We start from the raw sequence: 25,091 nt of genomic DNA, 5'->3' as shown, positions 1-25,091 counted from the left end.
AGCCTGGCGATAATTGCAGTCACCGCACTCCGTGCGTCTCCGCCGTCGCCGGGCGTCCTACCGGCCGGTTCTCGTCCTCGGTCCGATCGCTCTGGAGCCCCGTGCACTTCCTCTCCGTCTTCAGCCTGAAGAACCGCGCCCTGATCGCGCTCGTCACCATCGTCGTGGCCGTGTTCGGCGGCATCGCGCTCACGTCGCTCAAGCAGGAGCTCGCGCCGAACGTGCAGTTCCCGCAGGTGGCGATCATCAGCTCGTACCCGGGTGCGACGCCCGAGGTCGTGAACGAAGACGTGTCGGGCCCGATCGAGCGGGCCGTGCAGATCATCCCGGGGCTCGAGACGACGACCGCGACGTCGACCACGTCGCAGAGCCAGGTGTCGGTGCAGTTCACGTACGGCACGAACCTCTCCGACGCCGAGCAGAAGATCCAGTCGGCGATCGGGCGGCTGTCGCTGCCGTCGTCGGTCGACACCCAGGTGGTCACCGGCAGCCTCGACGACCTGCCGATCATCCAGATCGCCGTGACCGGCGGCGGCAGCGACGCGGCGTCGTCGCAGACGCTCGTCGACAAGCTCAACACCATCGCGAAACCCGACCTCGAGAAGCTCGACGGCGTGCGCGAGGCGTCGGTCTTCGGCTCGGCCGGTCAGCGCGTGACGATCTCGCCCGACCGGACGAAGCTCGCGGCGGCGGGTCTCACCCAGGCCGACATCAAGGACACGCTCGACGGCAACGGCACCCTCGTCCCCGGCGGCACGATCACGCAGGACGGCAAGACCCTGACGATCCAGTCGGGCGCCCGTCTGACGTCGGTCGACGACATCAAGGCGCTCCCCCTGCTCGGCGGCACGTCGGCCGTGACGCTCGCCGATGTCGCCGACGTCGAGCTGACCAGCTCGCCGGTGACCTCGATCAGCCGGGTGAACGGGCAGGACGCCCTCACCATCGCTGTGACGAAGAACCTCGACGCGAACACGGTCGACGTCTCGAAGGCCGTCAAGGCCGCGATGCCCGACCTGGTCACCCAACTCGGCGGCGACGTCACACTGACGGTCGTCTTCGACCAGGCGCCCTACATCCAGCAGTCGATCGAGAGCCTGGCGACCGAGGGCCTGCTCGGGCTCGCCTTCGCGGTCGTCATCATCCTCATCTTCCTGCTCTCGATCCGTTCCACGATCGTCACGGCCATCAGCATCCCGACCAGCGTGCTGATCACGTTCATCGGGTTGCAGGCCGCGAACTACACGCTGAACATCCTCACGCTGGGCGCGCTCACGATCGCGATCGGCCGCGTCGTCGACGACTCCATCGTCGTCATCGAGAACATCAAGCGGCACCTGACGGCCGGGGCCGACCGGCTCGAGGCGATCCGTGTCGGCGTCCGCGAGGTCGCGGGTGCGATCACGGCGTCGACCGTCACGACGGTCGTGGTGTTCCTGCCCCTCGCCTTCGTCGGCAACATCACCGGCGAGCTGTTCCGGCCCTTCGCACTGACCGTGACCATCGCGCTCGTCGCGTCGTTGTTCGTCGCCCTGACGATCGTCCCGGTGCTGGCGTACTGGTTCCTCCGCGCGCCGAAGGCGCACAAGCACGCCGACGGCACCCCCGTCGGCGAGGGCGCGTCCACCGATCCCGGCGCGCTGCCGATGGGTGCCGTGGCCGTCGTCGACGCCCGGGAGGCGCGGCGTGCCGCCCGCAGGTCGGGTGCGTCGGGCGACGCTGACGTCCCGGCGTCGGCCTCGGCGTCGGCCTCGCTCGCTGAGCGCGAGCACGCGGGCCGCACGGCCGACGTCGACCGACTGCGTCGTGGCTATCTCCCCGTGCTCGCGGCGACGCTGCGTCGGCCGGTCGTCACGATCGTGGCCGCCGCGCTCGTGCTGGTCGGCACCGGGGCGATCATCCCGCTGCTGACGACGAACTTCCTCGGGTCGAGCGGGCAGAACACCCTCACGGTGACCCAGACCCTGCCGTCGGCGTCGAGTCTGCAGACCCAATCCGATGCGGCGACCAAGGTCGAGGGCGTCCTCGAGAAGATCGACGGTGTCGACACCGTGCAGCTCACGATCGGGTCGAGTGGCACGTCCCTGTCCAGCTTCCTGGGTGGGGGCGGCGACAGCACGGTCACCTACTCGATCACGACCGACGAGTCGCTCGACCAGGACGCGCTGCAGAGCGACGTCCGCAAGAAGCTCTCGGCGATCACCGACGCCGGCGACATCGAGGTGAGCGCCTCCAGCGGATTCGGCACGAACAACGACATCAGCATCGACGTCTCCGCTCCCGACCCCGACACCCTCTCGACCGCGACCGATGCGGTGCTGAAGAGCGTCACCGGTCTCGACGGCACCGTCGGCGCCGCGTCGAACCTGCAGTCGGCCCAGCCGATCATCGGCGTCGAGGTCGACCGCACCAAGGCGGCCGAGCTGGGGCTCAGCGAGATCGCCGTCGGCGGCATCGTGTCCCAGTCGATCCAGCCCGTGAACGTCGGCTCGTTGGCGATCAACGACACGACCATCCAGATCTACACGATCAACCCGACGCCGCCGACGACCCTGCAAGAGCTCCGAGACCTGCAGATCCCCGGTCCGCGCGGCCCGGTCGCCCTGAGCACGATCGCCACGGTGACCGAGACGACGGGGCCGACGTCGGTGACCACGAAGGACGCCGTCCGCACGGCCACCGTCACGGTGACCCCGTCGGGTGACGACCTCTCGACGGCTACGGCCGGCGTGCAGACCGCGCTCGCATCGGTCGACCTCCCGTCGGGAGCCAACGCGGAGATCGGCGGGGCGAGCGCCGACCAGGCGACGGCGTTCCAGCAGCTCGCGCTCGCCGTGCTGGTGGCGATCCTCATCGTCTACATCGTCATGGTGGCCACGTTCCGCAGCCTGCTGCAGCCGCTGATGCTGCTGGTGTCGATCCCGTTCGCCGCGACGGGCGCCATCCTGCTGCAGCTCGTCTCGGGCATCCCGCTCGGTGTGGCGTCGCTGATCGGTGTGCTGATGCTCGTCGGCATCGTGGTCACGAACGCGATCGTCCTGATCGACCTCGTCAACCAGTACCGAGACCGAGGGCTGCGCGTGCGGGAGGCCCTGCTCGAGGGGGCGTCGCGTCGTCTGCGGCCGATCCTCATGACGGCGACCGCGACGATCTTCGCGCTGACCCCGATGGCACTCGGCATCACCGGTCACGGCGGGTTCATCTCGCAGCCGCTCGCCATCGTCGTCATCGGCGGACTCGTGTCGTCGACCGTATTGACGCTCATCGTCCTGCCCGTGCTGTACGCCCTGGTCGAAGGTGCTCGCGAGCGGCGAGACGATCGCCGGGCTGCCGGCCTGACGCGTCGGGAGTGGCGCGCCGCCCGTCGCGCCGAGAAGGCCGCACCCGCCGAGGGCTGAGGCCGGGGGCGCGGGCCGACCCGTGCCTCCTGGTGTCGTGCGCCCGTCGTGTCGTGCCGTGGGTTCTTCGCAATGTGCGACCGTTTGGGCGGCTGGGCCGGCTGGGCGCGGCGTGTCGCGGGCTTGGCGGGCGAAACGGTCGCGTTGTGCCGGGGCCGCTGCTGGACGACGAAGGCACCGTCCCGAAATTGCGACCGTCTGCGCAGTCGCGGCCGTGCAGAGCGGCGTGTCGCGGGGCAGCGACCCCGAACGGTCGCACATTGCGGAACGGTCGCAAATTGCGAGGCGGTCGCAAATTGCAGGGCGGTGGGGGCGAGAGGAGGGGCGGGTCGGCGGGGTTCCGCTGGCGACGGCTCTCGGGTAACGTAGTCAGGTCGGCTCAAGACACCGCACCTGTCGTGCGGAAGGGTTTGTCAGTCTTGTGGGCCGGAATCTCGTTGGATCTCAGCGAGACGAAATCACGTATGTGAACGGTCCTGGTCAACGGTTGCCCGGGTATTTCTTCGCGTCATCAGTTCAAGCCCGGAAAGAACCTATGTCTCCCTACGACAAGGGCGCGTCTTCGCGCGCCGATTATTCCTCCTCCTCCCGTGAGGGTGGGCCGCGCAAGGCCGGCTCCAAGAGCGCCAAGCACCGCGGACACCGCCCCGACGAGGTCGGCGCCCCCGAGCGCAAGAAGCGCTGGGACTCGAGCGAGCGCGCCGATCGCGGCCGCCGTGAGTTCGGCACCCGCGACAGCGGCACCCGTGCCCCCGGCGCCGCCCGCACCGGCGACCGCCGCCCCAACTGGGAGCCCCGCGACAAGGCGGCCGGCAGCGGCCGTTTCGGCGCCCGCGACCACGATGCCCGCAACGGCGAGCGTGGCCGTGACGCCGGACGCGACGGCGCCCGCGGCTACGGCCGCGACGGGGGCCGCGAGGCAGCTCGTGCCGGACGCGACGACCGTCCGGGTCGTTCGTTCGACCGCGCTCCGCGCTCCTACGACCGTAACGATCGCACCGATCGTTCGGCTCGCTCGTTCGATCGGAACGACCGCACCGATCGTCCGGCTCGTTCGTACGACCGGAACGACCGGAACGACCGCTTCGACCGCACGGATCGTCCCGCGCGTTCCTACGATCGGAACGACAGGAACGAACGTCCTGCACGCTCGTTCGACCGCGCCGACCGCGCCGACCGCGCCGACCGTCCCGCTCGTTCGTTCGACCGGAACGACCGTTCGGACCGTCCCGCCCGTTCGTTCGATCGCAACGACCGCGCCGATCGTCCGGCCCGTTCGTTCGACCGCGCCGATCGTCCCGCTCGTTCGTTCGACCGGAACGACCGCCCGGCTCGTTCGTTCGATCGCAACGACCGCACTGACCGCACCGACCGCACCGGCGGCGGCCGTGACTTCTACCCGAAGCGCGACACCACGTCGCACTACACGCCCGAGGACGACGTCAAGCTCGAGAAGCTGCAGGCAGAGGTCGTCACGGCGGCCGACGTCGAAGGCGTGAGCTTCGGCGACCTCGGTCTCGGCGACAACATCGAGCGTCAGCTCGCGTCGATGGGTGCGGCGGCTCCGTTCGCCATCCAGGCGGCGACGATCCCCGATGTGCTCGCGGGCCGCGACGTGCTCGGCCGAGGCCGCACCGGCTCCGGCAAGACGATCGCCTTCGGCGCTCCGCTGGTCGAGAAGCTGATGGAGAACAACGGCGGCAAGAACCGCAAGATGGGCCGCCTGCCCCGTGCCCTCATCCTCGCCCCGACGCGTGAGCTCGCGATGCAGATCGATCGCACCGTGCAGCCGATCGCCCGCTCGGTCGGCCTCTTCACCACGCAGATCTACGGCGGTGTGCCGCAGCAGCGACAGGTCGGTGCGCTCAACCGCGGTGTCGACATCGTGATCGGCACCCCGGGTCGCATCGAGGACCTCATCGAGCAGGGCCGACTCGACCTCAGCGAGGTCGTCATCACCGTGCTCGACGAGGCCGACCACATGTGCGACCTCGGGTTCCTCGAGCCGGTGCAGCGCATCATCCGCGAGACCGCGACCGTGAAGCCCAACGGCGACCGCGCCCAGAAGCTGCTCTTCAGCGCGACCCTCGACAAGGGTGTCGCGAAGCTGGTCGACGAGTTCCTCGTCGAGCCCGCCGTCCACGAGGTCGCCGGCGAAGACCAGGCCAGCGCCACGATCGACCACCGCGTGCTGCTCATCGAGCAGCGCGAGAAGACGGCCGTCATCGAGCAGCTCGCGTCGGGCTCGGGCAAGACCCTCGTCTTCGCCCGCACCCGGGCGTTCGCCGAGCAGCTCGCCGACCAGCTCGAAGACGCGGGCATCCGCTCGACGAGCCTGCACGGCGACCTGAACCAGGCCCGCCGCACGCGCAACCTGCAGCTGCTCACGAGCGGTCGCGTCAACGTGCTCGTCGCGACCGACGTCGCTGCGCGCGGCATCCACGTCGATGACATCGAGCTCGTCATCCAGGCCGACATGCCCGACGAGTACAAGACCTACATGCACCGCTCCGGCCGCACGGGCCGAGCCGGCAAGGAGGGCACCGTGGTCACCCTGATCACGCGCCAGCGCCGCCGCCGCATGGAGGACCTGCTCGACCGGGCCGAGATCGAGGCCGAGATGATCGAGGCCCGCCCCGGCGACGCACTGCTCGACGAGCTCGCCGGCCTCTAGGACCAGCCGACCCGCGCCTCCTCGCAGTCACCGAGAACCCCGGTGCGGACGACGAACCCCTGTGAAACGGGGTGCATCGTCCGCACCGGGGTTTTTCGCGTGCCGACGCGGCCGGCTACCGACGTCAGCGCCGGTCGAACAGCCCGCGCACGTACGACGCCTGCCCGACGTGCTGCGTGCAATCGCCGACGATGCTGATCAGGCGGGCGCCGGCCGTGACGGGCGGGTCCCAGGCATCGTCGACGATGTCGGTGAGGGAGGCCTCGTCGAGCCCCTCGAGGTACCCGCGGGTGCGCAGGGTGACCGCGTCGAGGTAGCCGCTCAGCAAGTCGGCCGAGGCGCGGACGCTCCCGACGTCGGCCGGGCTCATCCCGTAGCCGATCTCGGCCGCGGAGAACGGCAGGTCGAACCGCTCGTGCCAGCCGCCGGTGGTCCAGACCTGATCCGTCGCCGCGAGATCGGCGATCTGCAGGTCCTGGCCACGAGCGGTGTGCCAGACGAGCCAGGCGATGGTGTTCGCCTCGGGGTCGGGCCGCCAGGTCAGGTCGTCGATGTCGAGGCCGTGCATGGCCCGGGCCGCCGTGCCGGGCAGGCGGCCGAATGCGTCGATGAGCAAGTCCGAAGGTGTCATGCGGACCACGCTACGCGCGCCGCCGCGACGGATGCCCTGCCGCTCGGCGACCTCGGGAGGCGACGGTCAGCAGGCGCGGGTCAGGCCGCCGACGTCGGCTCGCGAAGACTGCCGTCACCGAGGTCGTGTGCCGCCGTCACCCCGAGCGAGTCGGCGATCGAGCGGAACGTCGTCGCCAGGAAGTCGAGGTAGTGGGGGTCGATCGCCTCACGGAAGGCGCGACGGTAGAAGTCGAAGATGTCGTCGACGGCATCCTGCCCGGCGGCGGCCAGTTCGAGCAGCACGCTGCGCCGGTCCGTCGGGTGGGGGAGCCGTCGCACGTAGCCGGCCCCGACCATCCGGTCGATGAGGCTGGTCGTCGCACCCGTCGAGAGCTCGAGGCGTTCCGCGGTCTGCTTGGGAGTGACGCTCCGCGCCTGGGAGATGAAGGCGATCGCGCGAACGTCGATGACACCGATGCCGAAGTTCTCGGCCACCTGCTTCAACACGGTCGAATTCTGCGACTCGAGTGCGGAGAACGCGGCGACCACGTCGGTGACGTCCGCGAGCCCGTCAGGACCGACGGGCGGCTTGTCGCCTCGCGGCGGCTGGGGGGAGCGGGTCTCAGGAGAAGTCATGGGTTCGCGTTCTGACGGGGGGTGAAGTGGTCACATATCAAGATACACGGCGGTCGAGTAATTCGACAGTCAAGCTATGCCCCCCACTCTGGGGTGTTTGTTTGACTTGCGTGCATCTCGATCAAAAAGTAACTTGACTGTCGTACCACTTGAGAACAAAGATTCTCGGCCAAAGGGCGCAGGCATGGATGCAGCCCCCTCAGGTAAAGACACCCACCACTCTTTCCCCCTGGAGCTTTCCGATGTCCCGTCCCACCCCTCGCCTCGCCCGCCTCGCCGCCTGGATCGCCATCCCCGCCGCCCTCGTCGCCTCCGGCATCGTCGTCTCGCAGGCTTCCTACTCGGCCTACTCGGCCACGACGGTCAACCCGACCAACAACTGGACCGCCGGCTCCGTCGCCCTGACCGACGACGACAACAACACCGCGCTGTTCACGGCCTCGAACCTCAAGCCCGGCTCCACCGGCACGAACTGCATCGCCGTCTCGTCGACCGGCAGCCTCCCCTCGGCCGTCAAGCTGTACGGCACCGGCGCGGCGACCACCAACGGTCTCAGCACCTACATCACCGTGACCGTCACGCAGGGCACGGGCGGCGGCTTCGGCTCCTGCTCGGGCTTCACCGCCACGGCCGGCGCCGCGAACACGTTCACGGGCACCCTCGCTAACTTCGCCAGCACGTACACGAACTACTCGAACGGCTTCGGCACCTGGGCCCCCACCGGCGCCACGCAGTCGGCCCCGTCCGAGTCGCGCACCTACCAGGTCACGTACACGCTCAGCTCCACGGCCCCCAACACGACGCAGGGCGGCACCGCCTCGCTCGGCCTCACCTGGGAAGCCCAGAACAGCTAAGCCCACCAGCCGCCGCCGTCGGCCACGCTCCCCCCGGGGCCGACGGCGGCCACCTCCCTCACGCCGGTCTCCCGAACCGACCGACGCGAGGAGTCACAGGTCCGCCACCCGACGGTGGACCTGAGACGGCCCCGCCAGCGTCCCGAACCCGCTGGCGTGTCGAGCCGGGCGGGTGCCCCCCTCACCCGCCCGGCTACCCCCGAAATCCTCCCTGACTGCATTCCCGCACCTGCACCACCGACCACAGAGGCACACCATGAGCACGATCGACCTGCGGACACCGCCCGCGACCGGTTCGATCAGCCTGCCCGCCGGCTCCGTCGGCACGGCTTCGGGGTCAGCCGGCTCCGGTGCCACCGCGACCCGCGCCTCCCGCGCTCGTGCCGCCTCCCACTGGCTGCGACTCGTCGTCGGGACCCTGTCCCGCGTGGTGCTCTACTCGGCCCTCGGCCTCATGCTCTGGGCCGCGGCCCCGAGCCTCATCGGCTGGACCCCCACCACCGTGATGACCGGCTCCATGGAGCCCCGCATCCACCCCGGTGACGTCGTGGTCGCGAAGACGATCAGCGCGGCCGACCTGCGCGTCGGACAGGTCCTGCTGTTCGACGACCCCGACCAGGCCGGTCACCTGCGGTTCCACCGCCTCGCCGCGATCTCCGCCGACGGCACCCTCACGACGCGGGGAGACGCCAACGCCCAGAACGACTCGACGCCCGTGGCCGAGTCGGCCGTGCACGGCGTCGGCTACCTCCGGGTGCCCTACGTCGGCCTGCCCGTGCTCTGGCTGCAGTCGCACCAGTACGGCCACGTCATCGTCACCGCCGGACTCCTGCTGCTGCTCGTCGTGGGCAGCCGCAGCGACCGCTACCTGCTGCGCCCCGTCGACCTCGAGCGGTCCACCGACCGAGACGGCGACGAGGAGGCGCGGCGCGGCTCCGGCCCCGGCTCGACCCCGTCGTCGCGACGCGTGCTCCGCCGGCGCGAGCGCCGTGTCCGCCGCCTGCGCACCCTGGGCGGCGCCGCGGCCCTCGTCGCCGTCGCGAGCGGTCTCGCGATCACGCTCGTCGTCTCGGGCGGTGCCGGAGCGGGCTACGCCGCGACCGCCGTGAACTCGAACAACGCGTTCGGCGCGAACAGCGCCTACGACTGCTACACGAAGGCGGCCGACAGCCCCTACTTCGCGTACGGCTACAACGAGGCCTCCGGTACGACCGCGGTCGACGGCGGCGGTGCCGGTCGCAACGGAACGATCACGGCCGGCGCGACGCGTACCACCGGCACCTGCACGAGCAACCCCTACCTGCAGTTGAGCGGGACGAACAGCCAGGTCGTGACCTCCGCCCAGATCACGGCACCGAACGTCTTCACGCTCGAGACCTGGTTCCAGACCACGTCGACGACCGGCGGAAAGCTGCTGGGCTTCGGCAACTCGCAGAGCGGCACGTCGTCGTCGTACGACCGCCAGCTCTACGTCACCACGACGGGCGCCGTCACCTTCGGTGTCTACAACAGCGGGACGAAGACCATCACGTCGGCCACCGCCCTCAACGACGGTAAGTGGCACCACGTCATGGCGACGATGTCGGCCGACGGCATGATCCTCTACATCGACGGCGTCAAGAGCGGTGCAACGCTGAACAACACGGCAGGCGAGCCCAACACGGGGTGGTGGCGCATCGGTGCCGACAACCTCAGTGGCTGGCCCAACGGCGGCAGCAACACGTTCTACACGGGCAACCTCGACGACACCGCGGTGTACACGACCGCGCTGACGGCGACGCAGGTCAAGGCCCACTACCAGGCCGGGCGCTGAGTCGGTCGCCGGCGCCGCGCCTCCTCGGGGTCGCGGTGTCGCGGTGCGTCGGTGTCGCGGTGCGTCGGTGTCGAGGTGCGTCGTGTCGTGTTCGCGGCGTCCTGTGGCGTTCGTACCCGACACGATGCCGCGAACACGACACGACACGAGGCGCGCGTCGCTCCCGTCGGTCGGGCGGCCTCCGGCCGTGCGGCAGACTGACCCCATGCCCCTGCAGTACAACGACGTGTACGTCGACGGCCATCTGGTGCGCTCGAGCGACACGCTCGACGAGACGTATGCGGCGCTCGCCGAGACCGGCGGGGTCGCCTGGATCGAGCTGACCGAACCCGACGCCCTCGACCTCGACTCGCTCGCCGCCCGCTTCGACCTGCACGAGCTCGCCGTCGAGGACGCGGGCTCGGGGCACCAGCGCGCGAAGCTCGAGCGGTACGGGGCGACGCTGTTCGTGGTCGTGCGCCCCGCCGTCTACGTCGACGACGAGGAGACGGTGTCGTTCGGCGAGATCCACGTGTTCGTCGGCCCCGACTTCTTCGTCGGCATCAACCACATCGACGAGATCGACGCCCGTCACGTGAGCCGCGGGGTGACGCGTCTCCAGTCGAAGCCCGAGCTGATGGCCGCCGGCCCGCAAGCGATGCTCTGGGCGCTCCTCGACAGTGTGGTCGATGCCTACAAACCGGTGATCGACGGCCTCGAGAACGACATCGACGAGATCGAGCAGCAGCTGTTCGCGGGGGAGCCGGGCGTCTCGCGGCGCATCTACGAGCTGTTCGGCGAGGTGGCCGACTTCCAGAAGGCGTCGCGGCCGCTGATCGGCATGCTCGACGGCCTGCTGCGTGGCAGCGAGAAGTACCGCGTCGGGACGGAGCTCGAGCGCCGGCTGCGCGACGTGCAGGACCACGTCATCCGCATCGTCGAGCGCGCCGACACCTTCCGTGCCGTGCTGCAGAACGCGCTGTCGCTCAACGCGACGCTCGTGGCCCAGGACCAGAACGAGGTCACGAAGCGCATCTCGGCCTGGGCGGCGATCCTGTTCGCACCGACGCTGATCGGCGCGATCTACGGCATGAACTTCGACGTGATGCCCGAGTTGCACTGGGCCTTCGGCTACCCGTTCGCCCTCGGACTGATGGTGCTGATCGGGGTCGGACTGTGGGGCGTGTTCAAGGGGAAGCGCTGGCTCTAGCCGCGAGCCGCGGCGGCCGTCAGAGCCGAGGAGGCGCGGTGCGGCGAGGAGGCGCGGTGTCGCCTCCGATCCCGGGGTCAGACCGGCTGCAACGGCGCTGGTTCACCGGCCGGCGCGACGATGCGGACGCGGTCACCGGCCCGGACGACACCGCCTCGCACGACGACCGACATCACACCGCCCTTGCGTTCGACGACACCGTCGTCGTTTCGACCGAGGACGGCCTTGAGCAGTCCGGGGTCGAAGTCGTTGATCTGCTGGCACGGGTTCCGTAGGCCGGTGACCCGCACGACGGCTTCGTCCCCGAGGTGCAGCTCGGTGCCGGTCGCGAGACCGAGCAGGTCGATGCCGCGCGTCGTCACGTTCTCGCCCATCTGACCGGGTGCGACGGAGTGACCCGCCTCGGCGACCTCGTCGAACAGCTCGGCATGCAACAGATGCACCTGCCGGAGGTTCGGCTGGGAGGGGTCTCGCGCCACGCGCGATCGGTGCTGCACGGTCGTGCCCGCGTGGGCATCGCCCTCGACACCCCAGCCCTCGACCAGCACGATCTCGTCGACGGGCGGCTTGCTGAAGCGGTGCTCGTCGTCGCGGCTGACGGCGACGACGCGAGGTGCTGCAAGGTCGGAGTGAGGTGCGCTCATGCCTCGAGTCTGCCACTGCCGCGGCAGCTCGCGGGAGGCCGCAGCCGCCTCAGCTCCGGTCGGGCAGCGGTGCGGCCAGCTCGAGATTGATGTCGTCGGGGTCCTGCACGGACAGGATCACGAGGCCGAAAGCCGGCAACGCGGTGATCTCGCCGTGTTCTACGCCACGTTCGTCGAGCCTCCTGACGGCTTCGTGCAGATCGTCGACCGAGTCGACGGCGAGGCTGAGGTGGTCGAGCCCGACCCGATCGGGGTCGAAGCGGTCGCCGCGCGGTGCGACCGGCCGCAGACCCAGCGTCTGCCCGGCGAAGCGGAACGAGCACCCGCCGTACGTACGCTGCGGATCGTCGTGGATCGTCGGGTCGTCGATCTGGTCGCTGAAGTCGCTGGCCGGAGGCATGCCGAACAGCTGCTCGTAGAACGCCTTGCTGCGGTGGATGTCGGTCACGGTGAGCCGCACGTGCGAGAAGCCGCGCGGCCGGACGATGGGGTCGCTCATGGGGCCATCCAACGCCGGTGCCGGTGCCGGTGCCGTCGTGTCGCGTTCGCGGCGTCGTGTGCCCGACGGACACGACACGACGCCGCGAACCTCACACGACGTGGGGCGACAGCGCGCCCGACGGATCAGGCCTGGACGTCGCCCCGCCAGGCGCCGTCGGCCGAGCCCTTGCCCTCGAGGTACTCCTTGTAGTTGCGGAGGTCCTTCTTGATGGCGTGGTTGTCCGCGCCGAGCGACGTACCGAGTTTCTCGAGGAACCCCTCGGGCGTCCAGTCGATCTGCACGGTCACGCGCGTCTCGGTGTCGGACAGCTTGTGGAACGTGACGACGCCGGCGTGGTCGACCTCGCCTCCGGTGCTCGTCCAGGCGACGCGTTCGTCGGGGTGCTGCTCGGTGATCTCGGCCTCGAAGGTCTTCTCGACCGGGCCGACCTTGACCTTCCAGACCGTGAGGGTCGGGGTGGTCTGCGTGATCGACTCGACCTCGTCGAGGAACTTCGGGAACTCCTCGAACTGGGTCCACTGGTTGTAGGCGACGCTCACGGGGACGGCGACGTCGATGGTCTCGATGGCCTGGGCCATGGTGTTCTCCTTCGATTCTGGGTGGGGCGCCGGCCCGCGACGGATCATGCGGCGGCGTCCCGGTCGACGGTAGGTTCGCCGGGCGCACGACGGCCAGATGCACGCCCCACGGTCAGGTGGGGTACGACGAGCGAAGGAGGCGCGGGTGCGGACACGACGACGCCGCCGCCTCCCGAGGGAGCGCGACGGCGTCGGAGCGGAGCGGACCAGGGGTCAGCAGTCGCCCTTCGAGAAGGCGAGGTCGAACGTGTCACCCGTCTCGACGATGTCGTAGGTGTACTTCATCTCGATGTCGTCGTCGAGGATCTTGCGCGTCTCGGACTGTCCGCAGAGGCTCGGCAGCACGGTGTCGGAGATCGCCTGCTCGTCGATGGCGCTCGTGTCGCCGCCCTTGACGCTGTAGTGGTAGTGGATCGCCTGCTTCTCGGCGGTCACGTCCTCGAGGGTCGTGATCTCGTCGATCTGCGTGGGCAGCGGGGTCTGCTCCTTCAGCTGCTCGACGGTCTTGGCGATCATCTCCTCCTTCGAGTCACCGAACGCCGCGTTGAGACCGGCCCGAACGACGAAGCCGACGATCAGGAAGACGGCGACGCCGACCACGGCACTGATGACGCGCGTGCGCTTGCTGACCTTGGGCTTCGGGGTCGTCGCGGCGGTCGAGTACGGTGCGTAGCCGGCCGCGGGCGGCACCTGCGTCGGGTGCTGCTGGTTCGGGTCGACCGGCTGGCCCGGAGCGGGGTACTGGCCCTGGGCGGGGTACTGGCCCTGCGCGGGGTACTGCTGGTTCGGATCCTGCGGCTGCGGGTTCTGGCCGTACGGGTTCTGGCCGTTCGGCTCGTGTCCGTTCGGTGCCGGCGTGTTCGGGTCGGTCATGCTGTCTCCCCCAAAGAGTGTGGTGATGCGGCGGTCGGTTCGAGCGCCGGGAAGCGCCTCGGCAGACCTGCCCGAAGAACCCCCGGCGACGACTGTACCCGGGAGGCGCGGACGAGGTTCGTTGCCGGGGCTGCAGGTTTTCAGCACTCGTGCGGAAATCGTCCGTAGCCTCCTCCCTCATGGACGACCCTCCTTCTCACATGCCCACGCCCCCTGATCTCCTGATCGTCACCGCACGGACGACCCGAGTCATCGAGGGGGCGGACCATGAATGAATGGGTGATGATCGCCATCGGCCTCGTGCTCACGGTCGGGACCGGGCTCTTCGTCGCCAGCGAGTTCTCGCTCGTCAACCTCGACCGTCATGAGCTCGAAGCGCGTCAGGCTCGCGGTGAGAAGCGTCTCGGCCCGACCATCAAGGCGCTGCGCATCACGTCGACCCACCTGTCGGGAGCACAGCTCGGCATCACGCTGACGACCCTCTTGACCGGTTACACGTTCGAGCCGGCCGTGAGTTCGCTGCTGCGCGAGCCCATGATCGGCCTCGGCATCCCCGAGGCGATCGTTCCGGGTGTCGGAGCCGTCGTCGGCATCGTCCTCGCGACGCTGTTCTCGATGGTCATCGGCGAGCTCGTGCCGAAGAACTTCGCCCTCGCCCTGCCGTTGGCCACCGCCAAGCTCGTCGTGCCGTTCCAGGCTCTGTTCACCACGGTCTTCAAACCGATCATCCTGCTCTTCAACAACACGGCGAACGCGGTCATCCGGTCGATGGGCATCGAGCCCAAAGAGGAGCTGTCGGGTGCTCGCACGGCCGACGAACTCGGTTCGCTCGTCCGTCGCAGCGCGCTCGACGGCCGCCTCGATCGCGATCACGCCACGTTGCTCGGTCGCACCCTGTCGTTCTCCGGTCACAGCGCCGTCGACGTGATGACACCGCGCGTCCGTATGGCGAGTGTCCGGCGCACCGACACGGCTGCGGACATCGTCGCCGTCGCCCTGGCGACCGGCTACTCGCGGTTCCCGGTGACGGACGAGGGGCCCGACGACATCGTCGGCGTCGTGCACGTCAAGCACGCGTTCGCGGCCCTCGCCGTGCCTCCGGCCGGCTTCGAGGGCGCGTCCGCGTCGGAGGCCGTCCCCACGGCCGAGTCGCTCATGGTCGACGCGTTGTTCGTGCCCGAGTCGATGGGGGTCGACACGCTGCTCGGCCTGCTGCGGCAGGGCGGGTTCCAGATCGCGATCGCCACCGACGAGTACGGCGGAACCGCCGGGCTCGTCACCCTGGAGGACCTCGTCGAGGAGATCGTCGGCGACCTCGAGGACGAGCACGACCGCAGCCACGTCGGCCTCGTCCGCAAGGGGCTGACGGTCACGTTCGACGCGAGCCTCCGCCCCGACGAGCTGTTCGACCGGGCCGGCATCCGGGTGCCCGACGACGGCGACTACGAGACCGTCGCCGGCTTCGTCGTCGACGAGCTCGACCGCCTGCCCGAGGTCGGCGACGAGGTCGCGATCGCCGGGGGCGCGCTGCGGGTCGAGCGCGTCGACGGGCAGCGCCTCGAGCGACTGCGCTATACGCCCGAGATGCCTTCGCCGCTCGACGCCGGCCCAGCCACCGATCACGACCGGGTCGTCACGACCCTCCGAGAGGACCTCTCATGAGCGAGTACCTGCCCGGAATCATCTGGCTCGTCGTGCTGCTCGTCGTCAACGCGTTCTTCGTCGGTGCCGAGTTCGCCGTCATCTCGGCCCGACGCTCGTCGATCGAGCCGCGCGCCGAGGCCGGCAGCAAGGCCGCCAAGACGACGCTCTGGGCGATGGAGCACGCCACGCTCATGCTCGCGACGAGTCAGCTCGGCATCACGGTCTGCTCGCTCGTCATCCTGAACGTGTCCGAGCCGGCCATCCACCACCTCCTCGAGATCCCACTCGGCCTGACCGCGTTGTCGGCGCAGGCCGTCAGCATCGTCTCGTTCGTCATCGCGCTCGTCCTCGTCACGTTCCTGCACGTCGTGGCCGGCGAGATGATCCCGAAGAACCTGTCGTTCTCGGTGCCCGACCGGGCCGCGCTGCTCCTGGCGCCGCCGCTGGTGTTCGTCGCCCGTGTGTTCAAGCCGGTGATCTGGTCGTTGAACGCCGTGGCGAACGGTGTGCTGCGGCTGTTCCGCGTCGAACCGAAGGACGAGGCGACCAGCTCGTACACGCTCGACGAGGTCGCGAACATCGTGCAGCAGTCGACGCGCGAGGGAGTGCTCGACGACGCGTCCGGCACGCTCAGCAACGCGTTCGAGTTCACCGAGAAGAAGGTGCGCGACGTCGAGGTGCCCGTCAGCGAGATGGTGCTGTTGCCGCCGACGGCGACCCCGCGCGACATCCAGCGGGCGGTCGCCGAGCACGGCTACTCGCGCTACGTGCTGACGAACGACACCGGAGAGGCCACGGGTTACCTACACCTCAAGGACGTGCTCGACCTCGTCGGCACCGACACGGCGAACGAGCCCGTGCCGGCGAAGCGCATCAGGCGGCTGTCGTCCGTCTTCCGGGACGCCGACCTCGAGGACGCCCTGGCCGCCATGCGCGCATCAGGAGCCCACGTGGCGCGGTCCTTCACAGAGGACGGTGAGACGACCGGCGTCATCTTCTTGGAGGACATCATCGAGGAGCTCGTCGGCGAGGTCGACGACGCGACGACCGTGTAGCACGGGCGCGTGTGGCGCAGCGTGGCGCGTGTGGCGCATCGCGTCGCACGCGCCTGCCGCAGCGCGCGAGCACGCAGGCCCGGCGAGCCGAGGAGGCGCGGCGCGGGTTCTCAGAACGCGAGACGGCCGGTGCGGAGGGTCCAGTGCTCGCCGCGGCGGAGGCGTCCGACGACCGCGCGCTCGAGCGACGTCGTCTGCGGCAACGAGTCGAGGTCGACGGAGCCGCGACGGCGGAACGTGAAGAACAGGGCGTCCTCGTCGCCGACCCGCGCCTCCTCGGTGAGCTGCCAGCGGCGCTGGAAGGCGGTGATGTTCGAGCCCGGCGGGAGGGCCGCCGCGAGCTCGGGGTCGAGCAGCCAGCTGTCGCAGGTGAACGACGTGACGGTGAGCTCGGGGTAGTGCTCGGCGACGAAGCGACGCGCCTGCGCGAACGCGTCGTCGACGGACTCGGGTGTGAGCGGCCCGCTCTGCGGGACGTGCGTCGCGAGGGCGACCGGTTCGGGGTTCTCGGAGTGCCCGGCGGCGTCGGGGTCGCGGGTCAGCTCGAACTGCAGGCGACCGAGCCAGTGCAGGGCACCCGACCAGGCGACGAGCAGCCACTCCTGCGTGTGCAGGCCGAACGAGCCGTAGGTCTGCCGGTGGACCCAGACCTGCTGCCCGAGGTCGGACAACGATCGCCAGGCGGTGTCGTCGTCGATGCCTCGGCCGCGGTGGTACTCGTGCACCTCGGCGGCGGTCACGACGAGGGCGAGCAGGGGCAGGACACCGAGGCCCCGCCCGGCGCCTCTCGGGCCGCCCGGAGCGTCCGACCCGTCGGGTGCCTCGTCGTGCATTTCGGCGGCATCCGGCGAGCCGAACGGCTGCGATCCATCGTGGCCGGAATTCGTCGGGACGTCGCCGATCCGTGCCACGAGGGCCTCGGCGAGGCGCTCGACGCGACCACGCCGCTCGGGGTCGGCTGCGACCGTGGCCGCGGCGGCGAGGGCGTCGTCGACGTCCTGCCCGCGGAACCCCAGCCGCTCGAGGAGTCGCGGCAGCTCGGCGTCGGTCAGGCGGGCTCGGACATCGATCACGCCGTCACCGTCGACGAAGCGGGTGCGCTGACGGCGCGACGCAGCAGCTCGGCGATGCGCGCCTCCACCTCGGCGTCGACGCGGGTGACGGCGTACGACGTGGGCCACATGCCGCCCTCGTCGAGGTTGGCCCTGTCTTGGAACCCGAGCGTCGAGTACCGCGTGCCGAACTTCGTCGCCGGCTGGAAGAACACGATGGCCTTGCCGTCCTCGCCCGCATACGCCGGGAACCCGTACCACGTCTTCGGCAGCAGCTCGGGGGCGTGCTCGGCGACGAGTGCGTGCAGACGCTCGGCGATCGCCCGGTCGGCGTCGTCCATGGCCGCGATGGCGTCGAGCGTGTCCTGCAGGTCGGCGGCCGCCTTGTCGGCGGCCTTCTCGCGCTTGGCCTGGGCACGGAGTTCGGCCGCGCGCTGCTTCATCGCCTCACGCTCGTCTTTCGAGAAGCCGTCGGTGGCCATGGTCGCTCCTGTCGTAAGGGGGGTGCGGGGTGCCCGTGCCGACCATCGTCCCAGGGGCGATGCCCCGCTGCAACGCGTCGCGCGGCCCATCGGTCGGACGGGGGAGAAACCGGCCAGTGTGGAGGAGGCGTCGCCGCCTGGATGGCCGACGCCGCACCTCCTCGGCGTCTCGATCGGCGCCCCACGAAAGGACAGGCATGACCACCATCGCCATCATCGGCGCCGGCCAGGGCCTCGGCCTGGCCGTCGCCCGCCGCTTCGCCCGCGAGGGTTTCGCCGTCGCCCTGATCGCCCGTCACCGCGGCCGGGTCGACGAGCTGGCTGCGACGCTGCAGTCGGAGGGCATCACGGCCGCCGGTTTCGTCGCCGACGTGCGGGACCGGCCCTCGCTGGTCCGTTCGCTCGAGCAGGCGACGAGCGAGCTCGGACCCATCGACGTGCTGCAGTACAGCCCGTTGCCCGCCAAGGAGTTCATGCGACCCGTGCTTGAGACCGTCGCGGACGACCTCGTCGGCCCGGTCGAGTTCTCCATCTACGGCCCCGCGACGGCGGCGCACCAGGTCCTGCCCGGGATGCGCACGCTCGGTCGCGGCACGATGCTCTTCGTGAACGGTGCCAGCGCGGTGCGTCCGCGCGACGGGGTGACCGGCACGGCCGTCGCGTTCGCGGGCGAGAGCGCCTACGCCCAGCTGCTGCACGAGGCCTTGGCGCCGGAGAAGATCCACGTCGGTCAACTGATCATCCCGCTCGGCATCGGTGGCGGCGACCCCGCGCACGAGCCCGAGGCGCTCGCCGACACCCTGTGGCGGATGCACGCCGAGCAGGGCGAGTTCCGGGTGTACGCGAAGCCGCTCGACTGAGCGACGCGCGCCTCGCACCCCATTGCGGACGATGAACCCCCGTGCACCGGGGTTCTTCTTCCGCCCCGGGGTTTTTCGCGGGTCGCGCGAGGCAGCGAGGCGGCGGGCGCGGCCGGGCTCGGCGAGCTCAGGAGGCGCGGGCCGGCTCCCGGAAGACGCCCGCGGTCGCCAGCGCCACGCGTCGTCTCGCGGCCGCCTCGTCGTCGCCGAAGCGGTCGATTCCCCACGAGAGTGCGGTGACCAGCGTGTAGAGGTCGTCGCCCGTGACGGCGTCCGACGCGTCGCCCGAGGCCTGAGCCCGGGCCAGCAACTCCGCGGTGCGGTCCTGCAGGGGCGAGCAGGCGGACGCCATCGGCGAGGCCGACTCGGTCAGGGCCGAGGCGACGCACGTCGGCAGGTCGTGCCAGCGACGCAGCTGCCACGCGAGGGAGACGAGCCACTCGGCCAGCGCCTCCTGAGGGGTGAGCGAAGAAGCGAGTACGTCGGCCTCAACCAGTGCCGCCTCGATGCTCGACTCGATCACGGCGGCGAGCAGGTCCTCGCGCGTGGCGAAGTTGCGGTAGAGCGTGGCGTTGCCCACGCCCGCACGGAGGGCGATGCCGTCGAGCGAGACGAGCACCCCCTCGTCCTCGAAGGCCTCACGGGCGGCGGAGAGGATCGCGTCGCGGTTCTTGCGTGCGTCGGCGCGGAGCGGGCGCGTCGTCGAAGAGGCAGGCGTCACGAACACTCCTTGCTTAAGTGGGGAACATCCCCACATAATGATTCGGGGATGTTCCCCACTTACTCAAGGAGTCTAAATGAATCAGTCGCTCACCGGCAGGACCGTCCTCGTCACCGGTGCCAACGGCGGCCTCGGCGAGCAGTTCGTGCAGCAGGCGCTCGAGCGCGGCGCGACGAAGGTCTACGCCGCGGCACGCAGCCCTCGCGAGTGGTCCGACCCGCGGATCGAGCCGCTGCACCTCGACCTGACCGACGCCGCGAGCATCGACGCCGCGGCCGTCGTCGCCTCCGACGTCGACCTGCTCGTCAACAACGCGGCCATCGCACCCGCGGACGACGACATCTCGGGCTCCACGGACGCCCTGCGCGTCATCTTCGAGACGAACTTCTTCGGCACGATGCGCGTGACGACGGCCTTCGCGCCCGTCCTTGCCGCGCAGGGTGGCGGAGCCATCCTGACGATCCTGTCGTCCGCTGCCTGGGTCTCGATGCCGACGGCCTATGCGGCCTCGAAGGCGGCGCTCTGGTCGGCGACGAACGGCCTGCGCAACGCTCTCCGCGGGCAGGGCACGCACGTCGTCGGGCTGCTCGTGGGCATGATCGACACCCCGATGGCGACGCGCTTCGATACGCCCAAGTCGACGCCCGCGAGTGTCGTGACACAGGCGTACGACGGCCTCGCCGCGGGCGACCTCGAGGTGCTGGCCGACGACATGACGCGACAGCTCAAGTCGCAGCTCGGCACGCCGGCCGAGCAGCTGTACCCGTGGCTGGACGAGCAGATCGCCGCGCTGATCGACTGAGGAGGCGCGGCTCGCGCGGTGCAGGAGGCGCGGGTCGCGGGGGCGGGACGCCGTCCGGAGGCGCGGGTCGGGAGTGTCGGCGGCCGTCGCTACAGTGAGGCGCGAACCACACGACCGGCGGAACGAGGGGGCAGCGTGCGCATCCTGCACACGAGCGACTGGCATCTCGGCCGCACGCTGCACGGCGTCGACCTGCACGAGCATCAGGCCGCGTTCGTCGATCACCTCGTCGGGCTCGTCACGGATCGTGCCGTCGACGTCGTCGTGATCGCGGGGGACGTGTACGACCGCGCCGTCCCTGCGGTGCCGAGCGTGCGCCTCCTCGGCGACGCCCTGCGACGGTTGACGGCGCTCGTGCCGGTGGTGCTGACCCCGGGCAACCACGACTCGCCGGTGCGACTCGGCTTCGCCGCCGACCTGATGCGGGGCGGCCTGCACATCAGGGCCGACGTCGGCGCCCTCGCCGAGCCCGTGCTGATCGACGACGAGCACGGGCCGGTCGCCTTCTACGGTGTGCCGTATCTCGACCCCGACGCCGTGCGGCACACGCTCGCGCCCGGTGCGGCTGCCGCTGCCGGTGCCGGCGCCGGCGCGGGTGGCGACGGGGAGGGCTCGCCGCCGCTCGCCCGCTCGCACGAGGCCGTGATGGGGGCGGCCCTCGACCGCATCCGGGCGGATCTGGCGTCGCGCACCGACACGAGGTCCGTCGTCGTGGCACACGCGTTCGTCTCGGGGGCGGCGCCGAGCGACAGCGAACGCGACATCCGGGTCGGCGGGGTCGACCAGGTGCCGACGACGGTCTTCGACGGCATCGACTACGTCGCACTCGGTCATCTGCACGGTGCCCAGCGCGTCGGGTCGTCGGGGCGCCTCCGCTATTCGGGGTCGCCGCTCGCGTTCTCGTTCGGCGAGCTCGCACACGTCAAGTCGACGACCATCGTCGAGCTCGCTGCCGACGGCGGCGTCACGACCGAGACCGTGCCCACTCCCGTGCCCCGCCGCCTGGCCGAGGTCACCGGGCCCCTCGACGAGCTGCTCGGCCCCGACCACGACGACGTCGCCGACGCCTGGCTGCGGGTGTTCGTCACCGACCCCGTGCACCCCGACCAGATGTACGTCCGGGTCCGGGCCCGGTTCCCGCACGTGCTCGCCGTCCATCACACGCCGATCGGTGCGGCAGCGGCCCCCCGTCTCACCCCGGTCACCGCGCAGACCGACCCGCTCGAGGTCGCTTCCGACTTCGTGGTCTTCGCGTCGGGTGGCGAGGCCACCGCCGACGAGCTCGCCGTGCTCGCAGCCGCCTACGAGGCGGCCCGCGCCGCCGACGAGACGAACGACTGATGTACCTGCACACCCTCACCCTGCGCGCCATCGGCCCCTACGCCGGCGAGCACACGATCGACTTCGCGGCGCTCGGCGCGTCCGGGCTGTTCCTGCTCGAGGGGCCGACGGGGTCGGGCAAGTCCACGGTCATCGACGCCGTCGTCTTCGCCCTCTACGGCGGTCTGGCGAGCGAGCAGTCGAGTCATGACCGGCTGCGCAGCCACCACGCCGCCCCCGACGTGGAGCCGTTCGTCGAGCTCGTCTTCGAGACGGGGGCGGGTGTCCATCGCATCCGCCGCACGCCGAAATGGTCTCGCCCCAAGAAGAACCGCAGCGGCGTCACGACGGCCAATGCCACCGCGAAGCTGATCAGGCTCTCGTCCCCCGACGCACTCGACGGCGAGGTCGTGTCGACCAGCACGCAAGAGGTGGGCACCGAGATCCCGCGCCTCCTCGGTCTCACCCGGCAGCAGTTCGTCCAGACCGTCGTGTTGCCGCAGGGCGAGTTCGCCGAGTTCCTCCGGTCCACCGGTGAGCAGCGGAGGCTCGTGCTGCAGTCATTGTTCGGCACCGAGATCTACGAGCGCACCACCGAGCAACTCGTCGACGGGCGCAAGACGGCGAACGCCGCCATCGCCGTCGCCGAGGCGGGCGTCCGCGACGCGATCGCCCGGCTACGCGAGGCGGCGGGAGACGACGACGTCGACGAATCGACCGCCGACGCCGTGCTCGAGGCCGTCACCGAGGGGGCACGGGTCGCCTCGGCCCTGCACCTCACCGCCCAGACGCACCGCGCCTCGTGCGCGGCCGCCCGTGACGCCAAAGCCCTGTGGCACCGAGCCGTCGTGCGACGGGCCGCCCTGCTCGAGCGACGCCGAGACCTCGACGCGCGCCGGGAAGGCGTCGACGAGGCGCGAGAGCGGCTCGCGGCGGCGCTGCGAGCGGCAGCCGTCGAGGGTGCCGTGGCGGGGACGGAGAAAGCTGCCACGCGTGCCCGCGCCGCGGCCCTCGACCTCGCCGCGGAGGTCGAGCGGGTCCGGGCCGATCAGCCTGATCTCGCCTCCGACCTCGAGGGGGCAGCCCCTTCTGATTCGGCGCGCTCGGGGTTCGATGCCACCGTCGTGCGGGATCGTCACGAGTCGGCGGCGGCCGATCTGGCTCGTCTCGCCGAGTCCGCCCGTGTCGAGGCCGGTCTGCCGGCGCGCGAGGGCCGTCTCGACGACACCGAGGCGAAGCTCGTCGACGACCGGGCCGAGGTGCAGCGCCTCGAGGACGAGCTGGCGGAGCGTCCCACGCAGCGGGCTGCTCTCATCACACATCGCGACGAGCGCCGGACTGCCGCCGAATCGGTGCCCGAGGCCGAGCGTCTCGTCGACGAGCGCGTCCGGGTGCTCGCCCGTCTCGACGACCTCGTGACCCTCGACGCCGCCGTCGATGCTGCGGCGGCCGACATCGAGCGCAGCGCGAGACAGGCCCTGGCGGCGGTCGAGGCCGAGACGGCGCTGCGGCGGCGCAAGATCCTCGGCATGGCCGGCGAGCTCGCCGCGGGACTGGTCGCCGGCGAGCCCTGCGCCGTCTGCGGCTCGCTCGAGCACCCGGCTCCCGCGATGCCGACGCACGACCATCCGACCGACGACGACATCGACGCCGCCGCCGAGCTGCGCCAGCAGGCCGAGACCCGGGCGTCGGCCGAGGGACGCACGCACGCGGCGGTCGTCGAGAGGCGGGACGCCGCCCGTGCCGAACTGGGCGACTCGACCCGTGTCGACGTCGAGTCCCAGCTCGCGGAGGCCCGTCTCCGCCTGGCGGCGGCCCGCTCGTCCGTCGCGGAACTCGCCACTGCCGACGCGGAGCTCGCACGGCAGGACGACGAGACCGAGGCGCTGCGGCTGCGCCTCGAGTCCCGGCGCGTCGCCGTAGCCACCGCCGATGCCCGACTCGAGTCCGATCGGGTGGCACTCGCGGCCGACCGCGACCGGGTCGCCGAGGTGCGGGGCGACCGTGCCGAATCCGTGGCGGCGCTCGTCGCCGTGCTCACGGCCGAGGCCGACGCCCTCGCGCGACTCGAGCGCGTTCTCGCCGCAGACGAGCATTCCGCCACCGACCTCGCCCTCCGGACGGCCGAACGGGATGCGGCGCTCGCCGAGCAGTCCTTCGCCGATGTCGCTGCCGTCGCGGCGTCCGCCCTGCCCGAGCCGGAGCGTCGCGAGATCGCGGCGGCCGTCCGCGCCTTCGACCGCGACATCGATGTCGTGGCAGCCGGTCTCGCCGAAGCCGACATCGTGGCGGCCGGTCATCCGGCGCCGGCTGCCGAGCCCGGGCACTCTGCGGAGCCCGACGCGGAGCCCGACGCGAAGCCCGACCTCGCATCCGAGCCCGACCCCGAGGCGGCTCGTGCGGAGCTCGAGGCGGCGGAGGCGGCCCTCACGGTCGCGGACGACTCCCTGCGCGAGGCATCAGGTGCCGAGGCCCGTGCCTCCGAACGGGCTCGGCGGACGCTCGCAGCGCACGCCGCGCTCACGGCCGCCCTCGCCGTGGGGGACGCGGCGGTCGAGCGCGCGCGGGCGGCGGTGCGCATGGCCGACCTGGCCAGCGCCTCCTCGGCGGTCAACACGAAGGGCGTGACGCTCGGCACCTACGTGCTGCTGCGGAGGTTCGACGACGTCGTCGCGGCGGCGAACGTCCGGCTGACGGTCATGTCGAACGGTCGTTACGCCCTGCAGGCCTCGGATGAACGCGAGTCGGGGTCACGGTCACGGAAGACGGGACTCGCCCTGGCGATCCGTGATCACACGACCGACACGGTGCGCGACCCGAAGAGCTTCTCGGGAGGTGAGACGTTCTATGCCTCGCTCAGCCTCGCGCTCGGGCTGGCCGACGTGGTGCAGGCCGAGGCGGGCGGTCTCGACCTCGGGACGCTGTTCGTCGACGAGGGCTTCGGCACCCTCGACCCCGAGACCCTGGACGCCGTCATGACCGAGCTCGGTCGTCTGTCGGCGGCGGGTCGCGTCGTCGGCATCGTGAGCCACGTCGACGAGCTCAAGCAGCGGATCGCCGACCGTCTCGAGGTCCGGAGGCAGCCCGACGGTTCGTCGACCCTCCGCTCGACGGTCTGACGTCGGCACCCCCGGGTGTCCCTCGAACGAAGTGACCCGTCGGGCTGATGTGTGTGCGGAACATCGGCCGAACGGGTCATGTCGTTGGGGAGAGGAGCGGGGAGGGGTGCCCCCCTCGAACGAAGTGACCCGTCGGGCTGATGTGTGCGCGAAACATCGGCCGAACGGGTCACTTCGTTGAGAAGGGGAGTGTTGGGGAGGGGCGCCTCCTCGAACGAAGTGACCCGTCGGGCTGATGTGTGCGCGGAACATCGGCCGAACGG

The 25,091-nt window shown here is 70.7% G+C and carries 20 protein-coding genes; 11 read left to right on the top strand and 9 right to left on the bottom strand.

All coding sequences use genetic code 11. The features are described 5' to 3' along the window. Positions 1–101 precede the first annotated feature (101 nt). Positions 102–3,398, top strand: a complete 3,297-nt coding sequence (locus tag ACPEEZ_RS13435) for an efflux RND transporter permease subunit (RefSeq protein WP_423920029.1) — start codon at positions 102–104, stop codon at positions 3,396–3,398. 535 nt (positions 3,399–3,933) lie between these two features. Next, positions 3,934–6,072, top strand: coding sequence for a DEAD/DEAH box helicase (locus ACPEEZ_RS13430; RefSeq protein ID WP_423920027.1), 2,139 nt, complete (start codon positions 3,934–3,936; stop codon positions 6,070–6,072). Positions 6,073–6,196: 124 nt separating this feature from the next. Here ACPEEZ_RS13430 and ACPEEZ_RS13425 read toward each other — a convergent pair whose 3' ends face one another. Then, positions 6,197–6,703 carry a mycothiol transferase gene (locus tag ACPEEZ_RS13425; RefSeq protein ID WP_423920024.1) on the bottom strand — a complete coding sequence of 169 codons (507 nt, stop codon included), beginning with the start codon at positions 6,701–6,703 and terminating at the stop codon, positions 6,197–6,199. 80 nt (positions 6,704–6,783) lie between these two features. Further along, positions 6,784–7,320 (bottom strand): MarR family winged helix-turn-helix transcriptional regulator, encoded by a 537-nt coding sequence (locus ACPEEZ_RS13420; protein ID WP_423920021.1) that lies wholly within the window; start codon positions 7,318–7,320, stop codon positions 6,784–6,786. A 242-nt stretch (positions 7,321–7,562) separates the two neighbouring features. Between ACPEEZ_RS13420 and ACPEEZ_RS13415 the strand changes: the two genes are divergently transcribed. The 3 genes from ACPEEZ_RS13415 (at position 7,563) to ACPEEZ_RS13405 (ending at position 11,176) form a co-directional block, all read left to right on the top strand. Beyond that, on the top strand, positions 7,563–8,174 hold the full coding sequence (locus ACPEEZ_RS13415; protein ID WP_423920019.1) for a hypothetical protein: 612 nt from the start codon (positions 7,563–7,565) through the stop codon (positions 8,172–8,174). 256 nt (positions 8,175–8,430) lie between these two features. Continuing rightward, a complete protein-coding gene (locus tag ACPEEZ_RS13410; RefSeq protein ID WP_423920016.1) occupies positions 8,431–9,987 on the top strand; it encodes a signal peptidase I in 1,557 nt (518 codons plus the stop codon). Positions 9,988–10,192: 205 nt separating this feature from the next. Continuing rightward, positions 10,193–11,176 carry a magnesium and cobalt transport protein CorA gene (locus ACPEEZ_RS13405; protein WP_423920014.1) on the top strand — a complete coding sequence of 328 codons (984 nt, stop codon included), beginning with the start codon at positions 10,193–10,195 and terminating at the stop codon, positions 11,174–11,176. A gap of 77 nt (positions 11,177–11,253) precedes the next feature. Here the strand turns inward: ACPEEZ_RS13405 and ACPEEZ_RS13400 are convergent, their stop codons facing one another. The 4 genes from ACPEEZ_RS13400 to ACPEEZ_RS13385 form a co-directional block, all read right to left on the bottom strand. Next, positions 11,254–11,820, bottom strand: a complete 567-nt coding sequence (locus tag ACPEEZ_RS13400) for an MOSC domain-containing protein (protein ID WP_423920011.1) — start codon at positions 11,818–11,820, stop codon at positions 11,254–11,256. A 49-nt stretch (positions 11,821–11,869) separates the two neighbouring features. Beyond that, a complete protein-coding gene (locus ACPEEZ_RS13395) occupies positions 11,870–12,319 on the bottom strand; it encodes a VOC family protein (RefSeq protein ID WP_423920008.1) in 450 nt (149 codons plus the stop codon). 125 nt (positions 12,320–12,444) lie between these two features. Further along, entirely contained in the window at positions 12,445–12,900 is a 456-nt protein-coding gene (locus ACPEEZ_RS13390; RefSeq protein WP_423920005.1) for an SRPBCC family protein, read from the bottom strand. Positions 12,901–13,113: 213 nt separating this feature from the next. Then, complete coding sequence (locus ACPEEZ_RS13385) at positions 13,114–13,773, bottom strand: hypothetical protein (protein WP_423920002.1); 660 nt, start codon at positions 13,771–13,773, stop codon at positions 13,114–13,116. Between the two features lie 267 nt (positions 13,774–14,040). On the opposite strand from ACPEEZ_RS13385, the gene ACPEEZ_RS13380 reads away from it, so the two are divergent. Both ACPEEZ_RS13380 and ACPEEZ_RS13375 read left to right on the top strand, forming a co-directional pair. Beyond that, positions 14,041–15,435, top strand: coding sequence for a hemolysin family protein (locus tag ACPEEZ_RS13380; protein WP_423920000.1), 1,395 nt, complete (start codon positions 14,041–14,043; stop codon positions 15,433–15,435). After that, a complete protein-coding gene (locus ACPEEZ_RS13375; protein ID WP_423919997.1) occupies positions 15,432–16,472 on the top strand; it encodes a hemolysin family protein in 1,041 nt (346 codons plus the stop codon). Before ACPEEZ_RS13380 ends, ACPEEZ_RS13375 begins: the two co-directional genes overlap by 4 nt. 110 nt (positions 16,473–16,582) lie before the next feature. Here the strand turns inward: ACPEEZ_RS13375 and ACPEEZ_RS13370 are convergent, their stop codons facing one another. Next, positions 16,583–17,545: an acyltransferase domain-containing protein gene (locus tag ACPEEZ_RS13370; RefSeq protein WP_423919995.1), complete on the bottom strand. Its 963-nt coding sequence runs from the start codon at positions 17,543–17,545 to the stop codon at positions 16,583–16,585. Beyond that, the gene (locus ACPEEZ_RS13365; RefSeq protein WP_423919992.1) at positions 17,542–18,006 is read right to left on the bottom strand and encodes a hypothetical protein; all 465 of its coding nucleotides are present in this window, start codon (positions 18,004–18,006) and stop codon (positions 17,542–17,544) included. The genes ACPEEZ_RS13370 and ACPEEZ_RS13365 overlap by 4 nt, the downstream gene beginning before the upstream one ends. A 197-nt stretch (positions 18,007–18,203) precedes the next feature. Here ACPEEZ_RS13365 and ACPEEZ_RS13360 point away from each other — a divergent pair, with 197 nt between their 5' ends. Beyond that, positions 18,204–18,866: an SDR family NAD(P)-dependent oxidoreductase gene (locus ACPEEZ_RS13360; protein WP_423919989.1), complete on the top strand. Its 663-nt coding sequence runs from the start codon at positions 18,204–18,206 to the stop codon at positions 18,864–18,866. 127 nt (positions 18,867–18,993) lie between these two features. Here the strand turns inward: ACPEEZ_RS13360 and ACPEEZ_RS13355 are convergent, their stop codons facing one another. After that, complete coding sequence (locus ACPEEZ_RS13355) at positions 18,994–19,587, bottom strand: TetR/AcrR family transcriptional regulator (protein ID WP_423919986.1); 594 nt, start codon at positions 19,585–19,587, stop codon at positions 18,994–18,996. A 76-nt stretch (positions 19,588–19,663) separates the two neighbouring features. On the opposite strand from ACPEEZ_RS13355, the gene ACPEEZ_RS13350 reads away from it, so the two are divergent. The 3 genes from ACPEEZ_RS13350 to ACPEEZ_RS13340 all read left to right on the top strand — a co-directional run bounded on the left by ACPEEZ_RS13350 (position 19,664) and on the right by ACPEEZ_RS13340 (position 24,828). Continuing rightward, complete coding sequence (locus tag ACPEEZ_RS13350) at positions 19,664–20,389, top strand: SDR family oxidoreductase (protein WP_423919983.1); 726 nt, start codon at positions 19,664–19,666, stop codon at positions 20,387–20,389. A gap of 135 nt (positions 20,390–20,524) precedes the next feature. Beyond that, positions 20,525–21,730, top strand: a complete 1,206-nt coding sequence (locus tag ACPEEZ_RS13345) for an exonuclease SbcCD subunit D (RefSeq protein WP_423919981.1) — start codon at positions 20,525–20,527, stop codon at positions 21,728–21,730. After that, positions 21,730–24,828 carry an AAA family ATPase gene (locus ACPEEZ_RS13340; protein ID WP_423919978.1) on the top strand — a complete coding sequence of 1,033 codons (3,099 nt, stop codon included), beginning with the start codon at positions 21,730–21,732 and terminating at the stop codon, positions 24,826–24,828. The genes ACPEEZ_RS13345 and ACPEEZ_RS13340 overlap by 1 nt, the downstream gene beginning before the upstream one ends. Positions 24,829–25,091: the final 263 nt, after the last annotated feature.

Source organism: Frigoribacterium sp. 2-23 (assembly GCF_049601585.1).
GTDB lineage: Bacteria > Actinomycetota > Actinomycetes > Actinomycetales > Microbacteriaceae > Frigoribacterium.
The sequence above is the reverse complement of the archived record's forward strand: the minus strand, read 5'-3'. Positions and strand labels throughout refer to the sequence as shown.

Coding starts and splice junctions, on each gene's coding strand:
- ACPEEZ_RS13420 (WP_423920021.1), bottom strand. CDS start 7,320: ATGACTTCTCCTGAGACCCGCTCCCCCCAGCCGCCGCGAGGCGACAAG.
- ACPEEZ_RS13365 (WP_423919992.1), bottom strand. CDS start 18,006: ATGGCCACCGACGGCTTCTCGAAAGACGAGCGTGAGGCGATGAAGCAG.
- ACPEEZ_RS13430 (WP_423920027.1), top strand. CDS start 3,934: ATGTCTCCCTACGACAAGGGCGCGTCTTCGCGCGCCGATTATTCCTCC.
- ACPEEZ_RS13340 (WP_423919978.1), top strand. CDS start 21,730: ATGTACCTGCACACCCTCACCCTGCGCGCCATCGGCCCCTACGCCGGC.
- ACPEEZ_RS13415 (WP_423920019.1), top strand. CDS start 7,563: ATGTCCCGTCCCACCCCTCGCCTCGCCCGCCTCGCCGCCTGGATCGCC.
- ACPEEZ_RS13400 (WP_423920011.1), bottom strand. CDS start 11,820: ATGAGCGCACCTCACTCCGACCTTGCAGCACCTCGCGTCGTCGCCGTC.
- ACPEEZ_RS13390 (WP_423920005.1), bottom strand. CDS start 12,900: ATGGCCCAGGCCATCGAGACCATCGACGTCGCCGTCCCCGTGAGCGTC.
- ACPEEZ_RS13380 (WP_423920000.1), top strand. CDS start 14,041: ATGAATGAATGGGTGATGATCGCCATCGGCCTCGTGCTCACGGTCGGG.
- ACPEEZ_RS13350 (WP_423919983.1), top strand. CDS start 19,664: ATGAATCAGTCGCTCACCGGCAGGACCGTCCTCGTCACCGGTGCCAAC.
- ACPEEZ_RS13360 (WP_423919989.1), top strand. CDS start 18,204: ATGACCACCATCGCCATCATCGGCGCCGGCCAGGGCCTCGGCCTGGCC.
- ACPEEZ_RS13385 (WP_423920002.1), bottom strand. CDS start 13,773: ATGACCGACCCGAACACGCCGGCACCGAACGGACACGAGCCGAACGGC.
- ACPEEZ_RS13425 (WP_423920024.1), bottom strand. CDS start 6,703: ATGACACCTTCGGACTTGCTCATCGACGCATTCGGCCGCCTGCCCGGC.
- ACPEEZ_RS13375 (WP_423919997.1), top strand. CDS start 15,432: ATGAGCGAGTACCTGCCCGGAATCATCTGGCTCGTCGTGCTGCTCGTC.
- ACPEEZ_RS13410 (WP_423920016.1), top strand. CDS start 8,431: ATGAGCACGATCGACCTGCGGACACCGCCCGCGACCGGTTCGATCAGC.
- ACPEEZ_RS13405 (WP_423920014.1), top strand. CDS start 10,193: ATGCCCCTGCAGTACAACGACGTGTACGTCGACGGCCATCTGGTGCGC.
- ACPEEZ_RS13395 (WP_423920008.1), bottom strand. CDS start 12,319: ATGAGCGACCCCATCGTCCGGCCGCGCGGCTTCTCGCACGTGCGGCTC.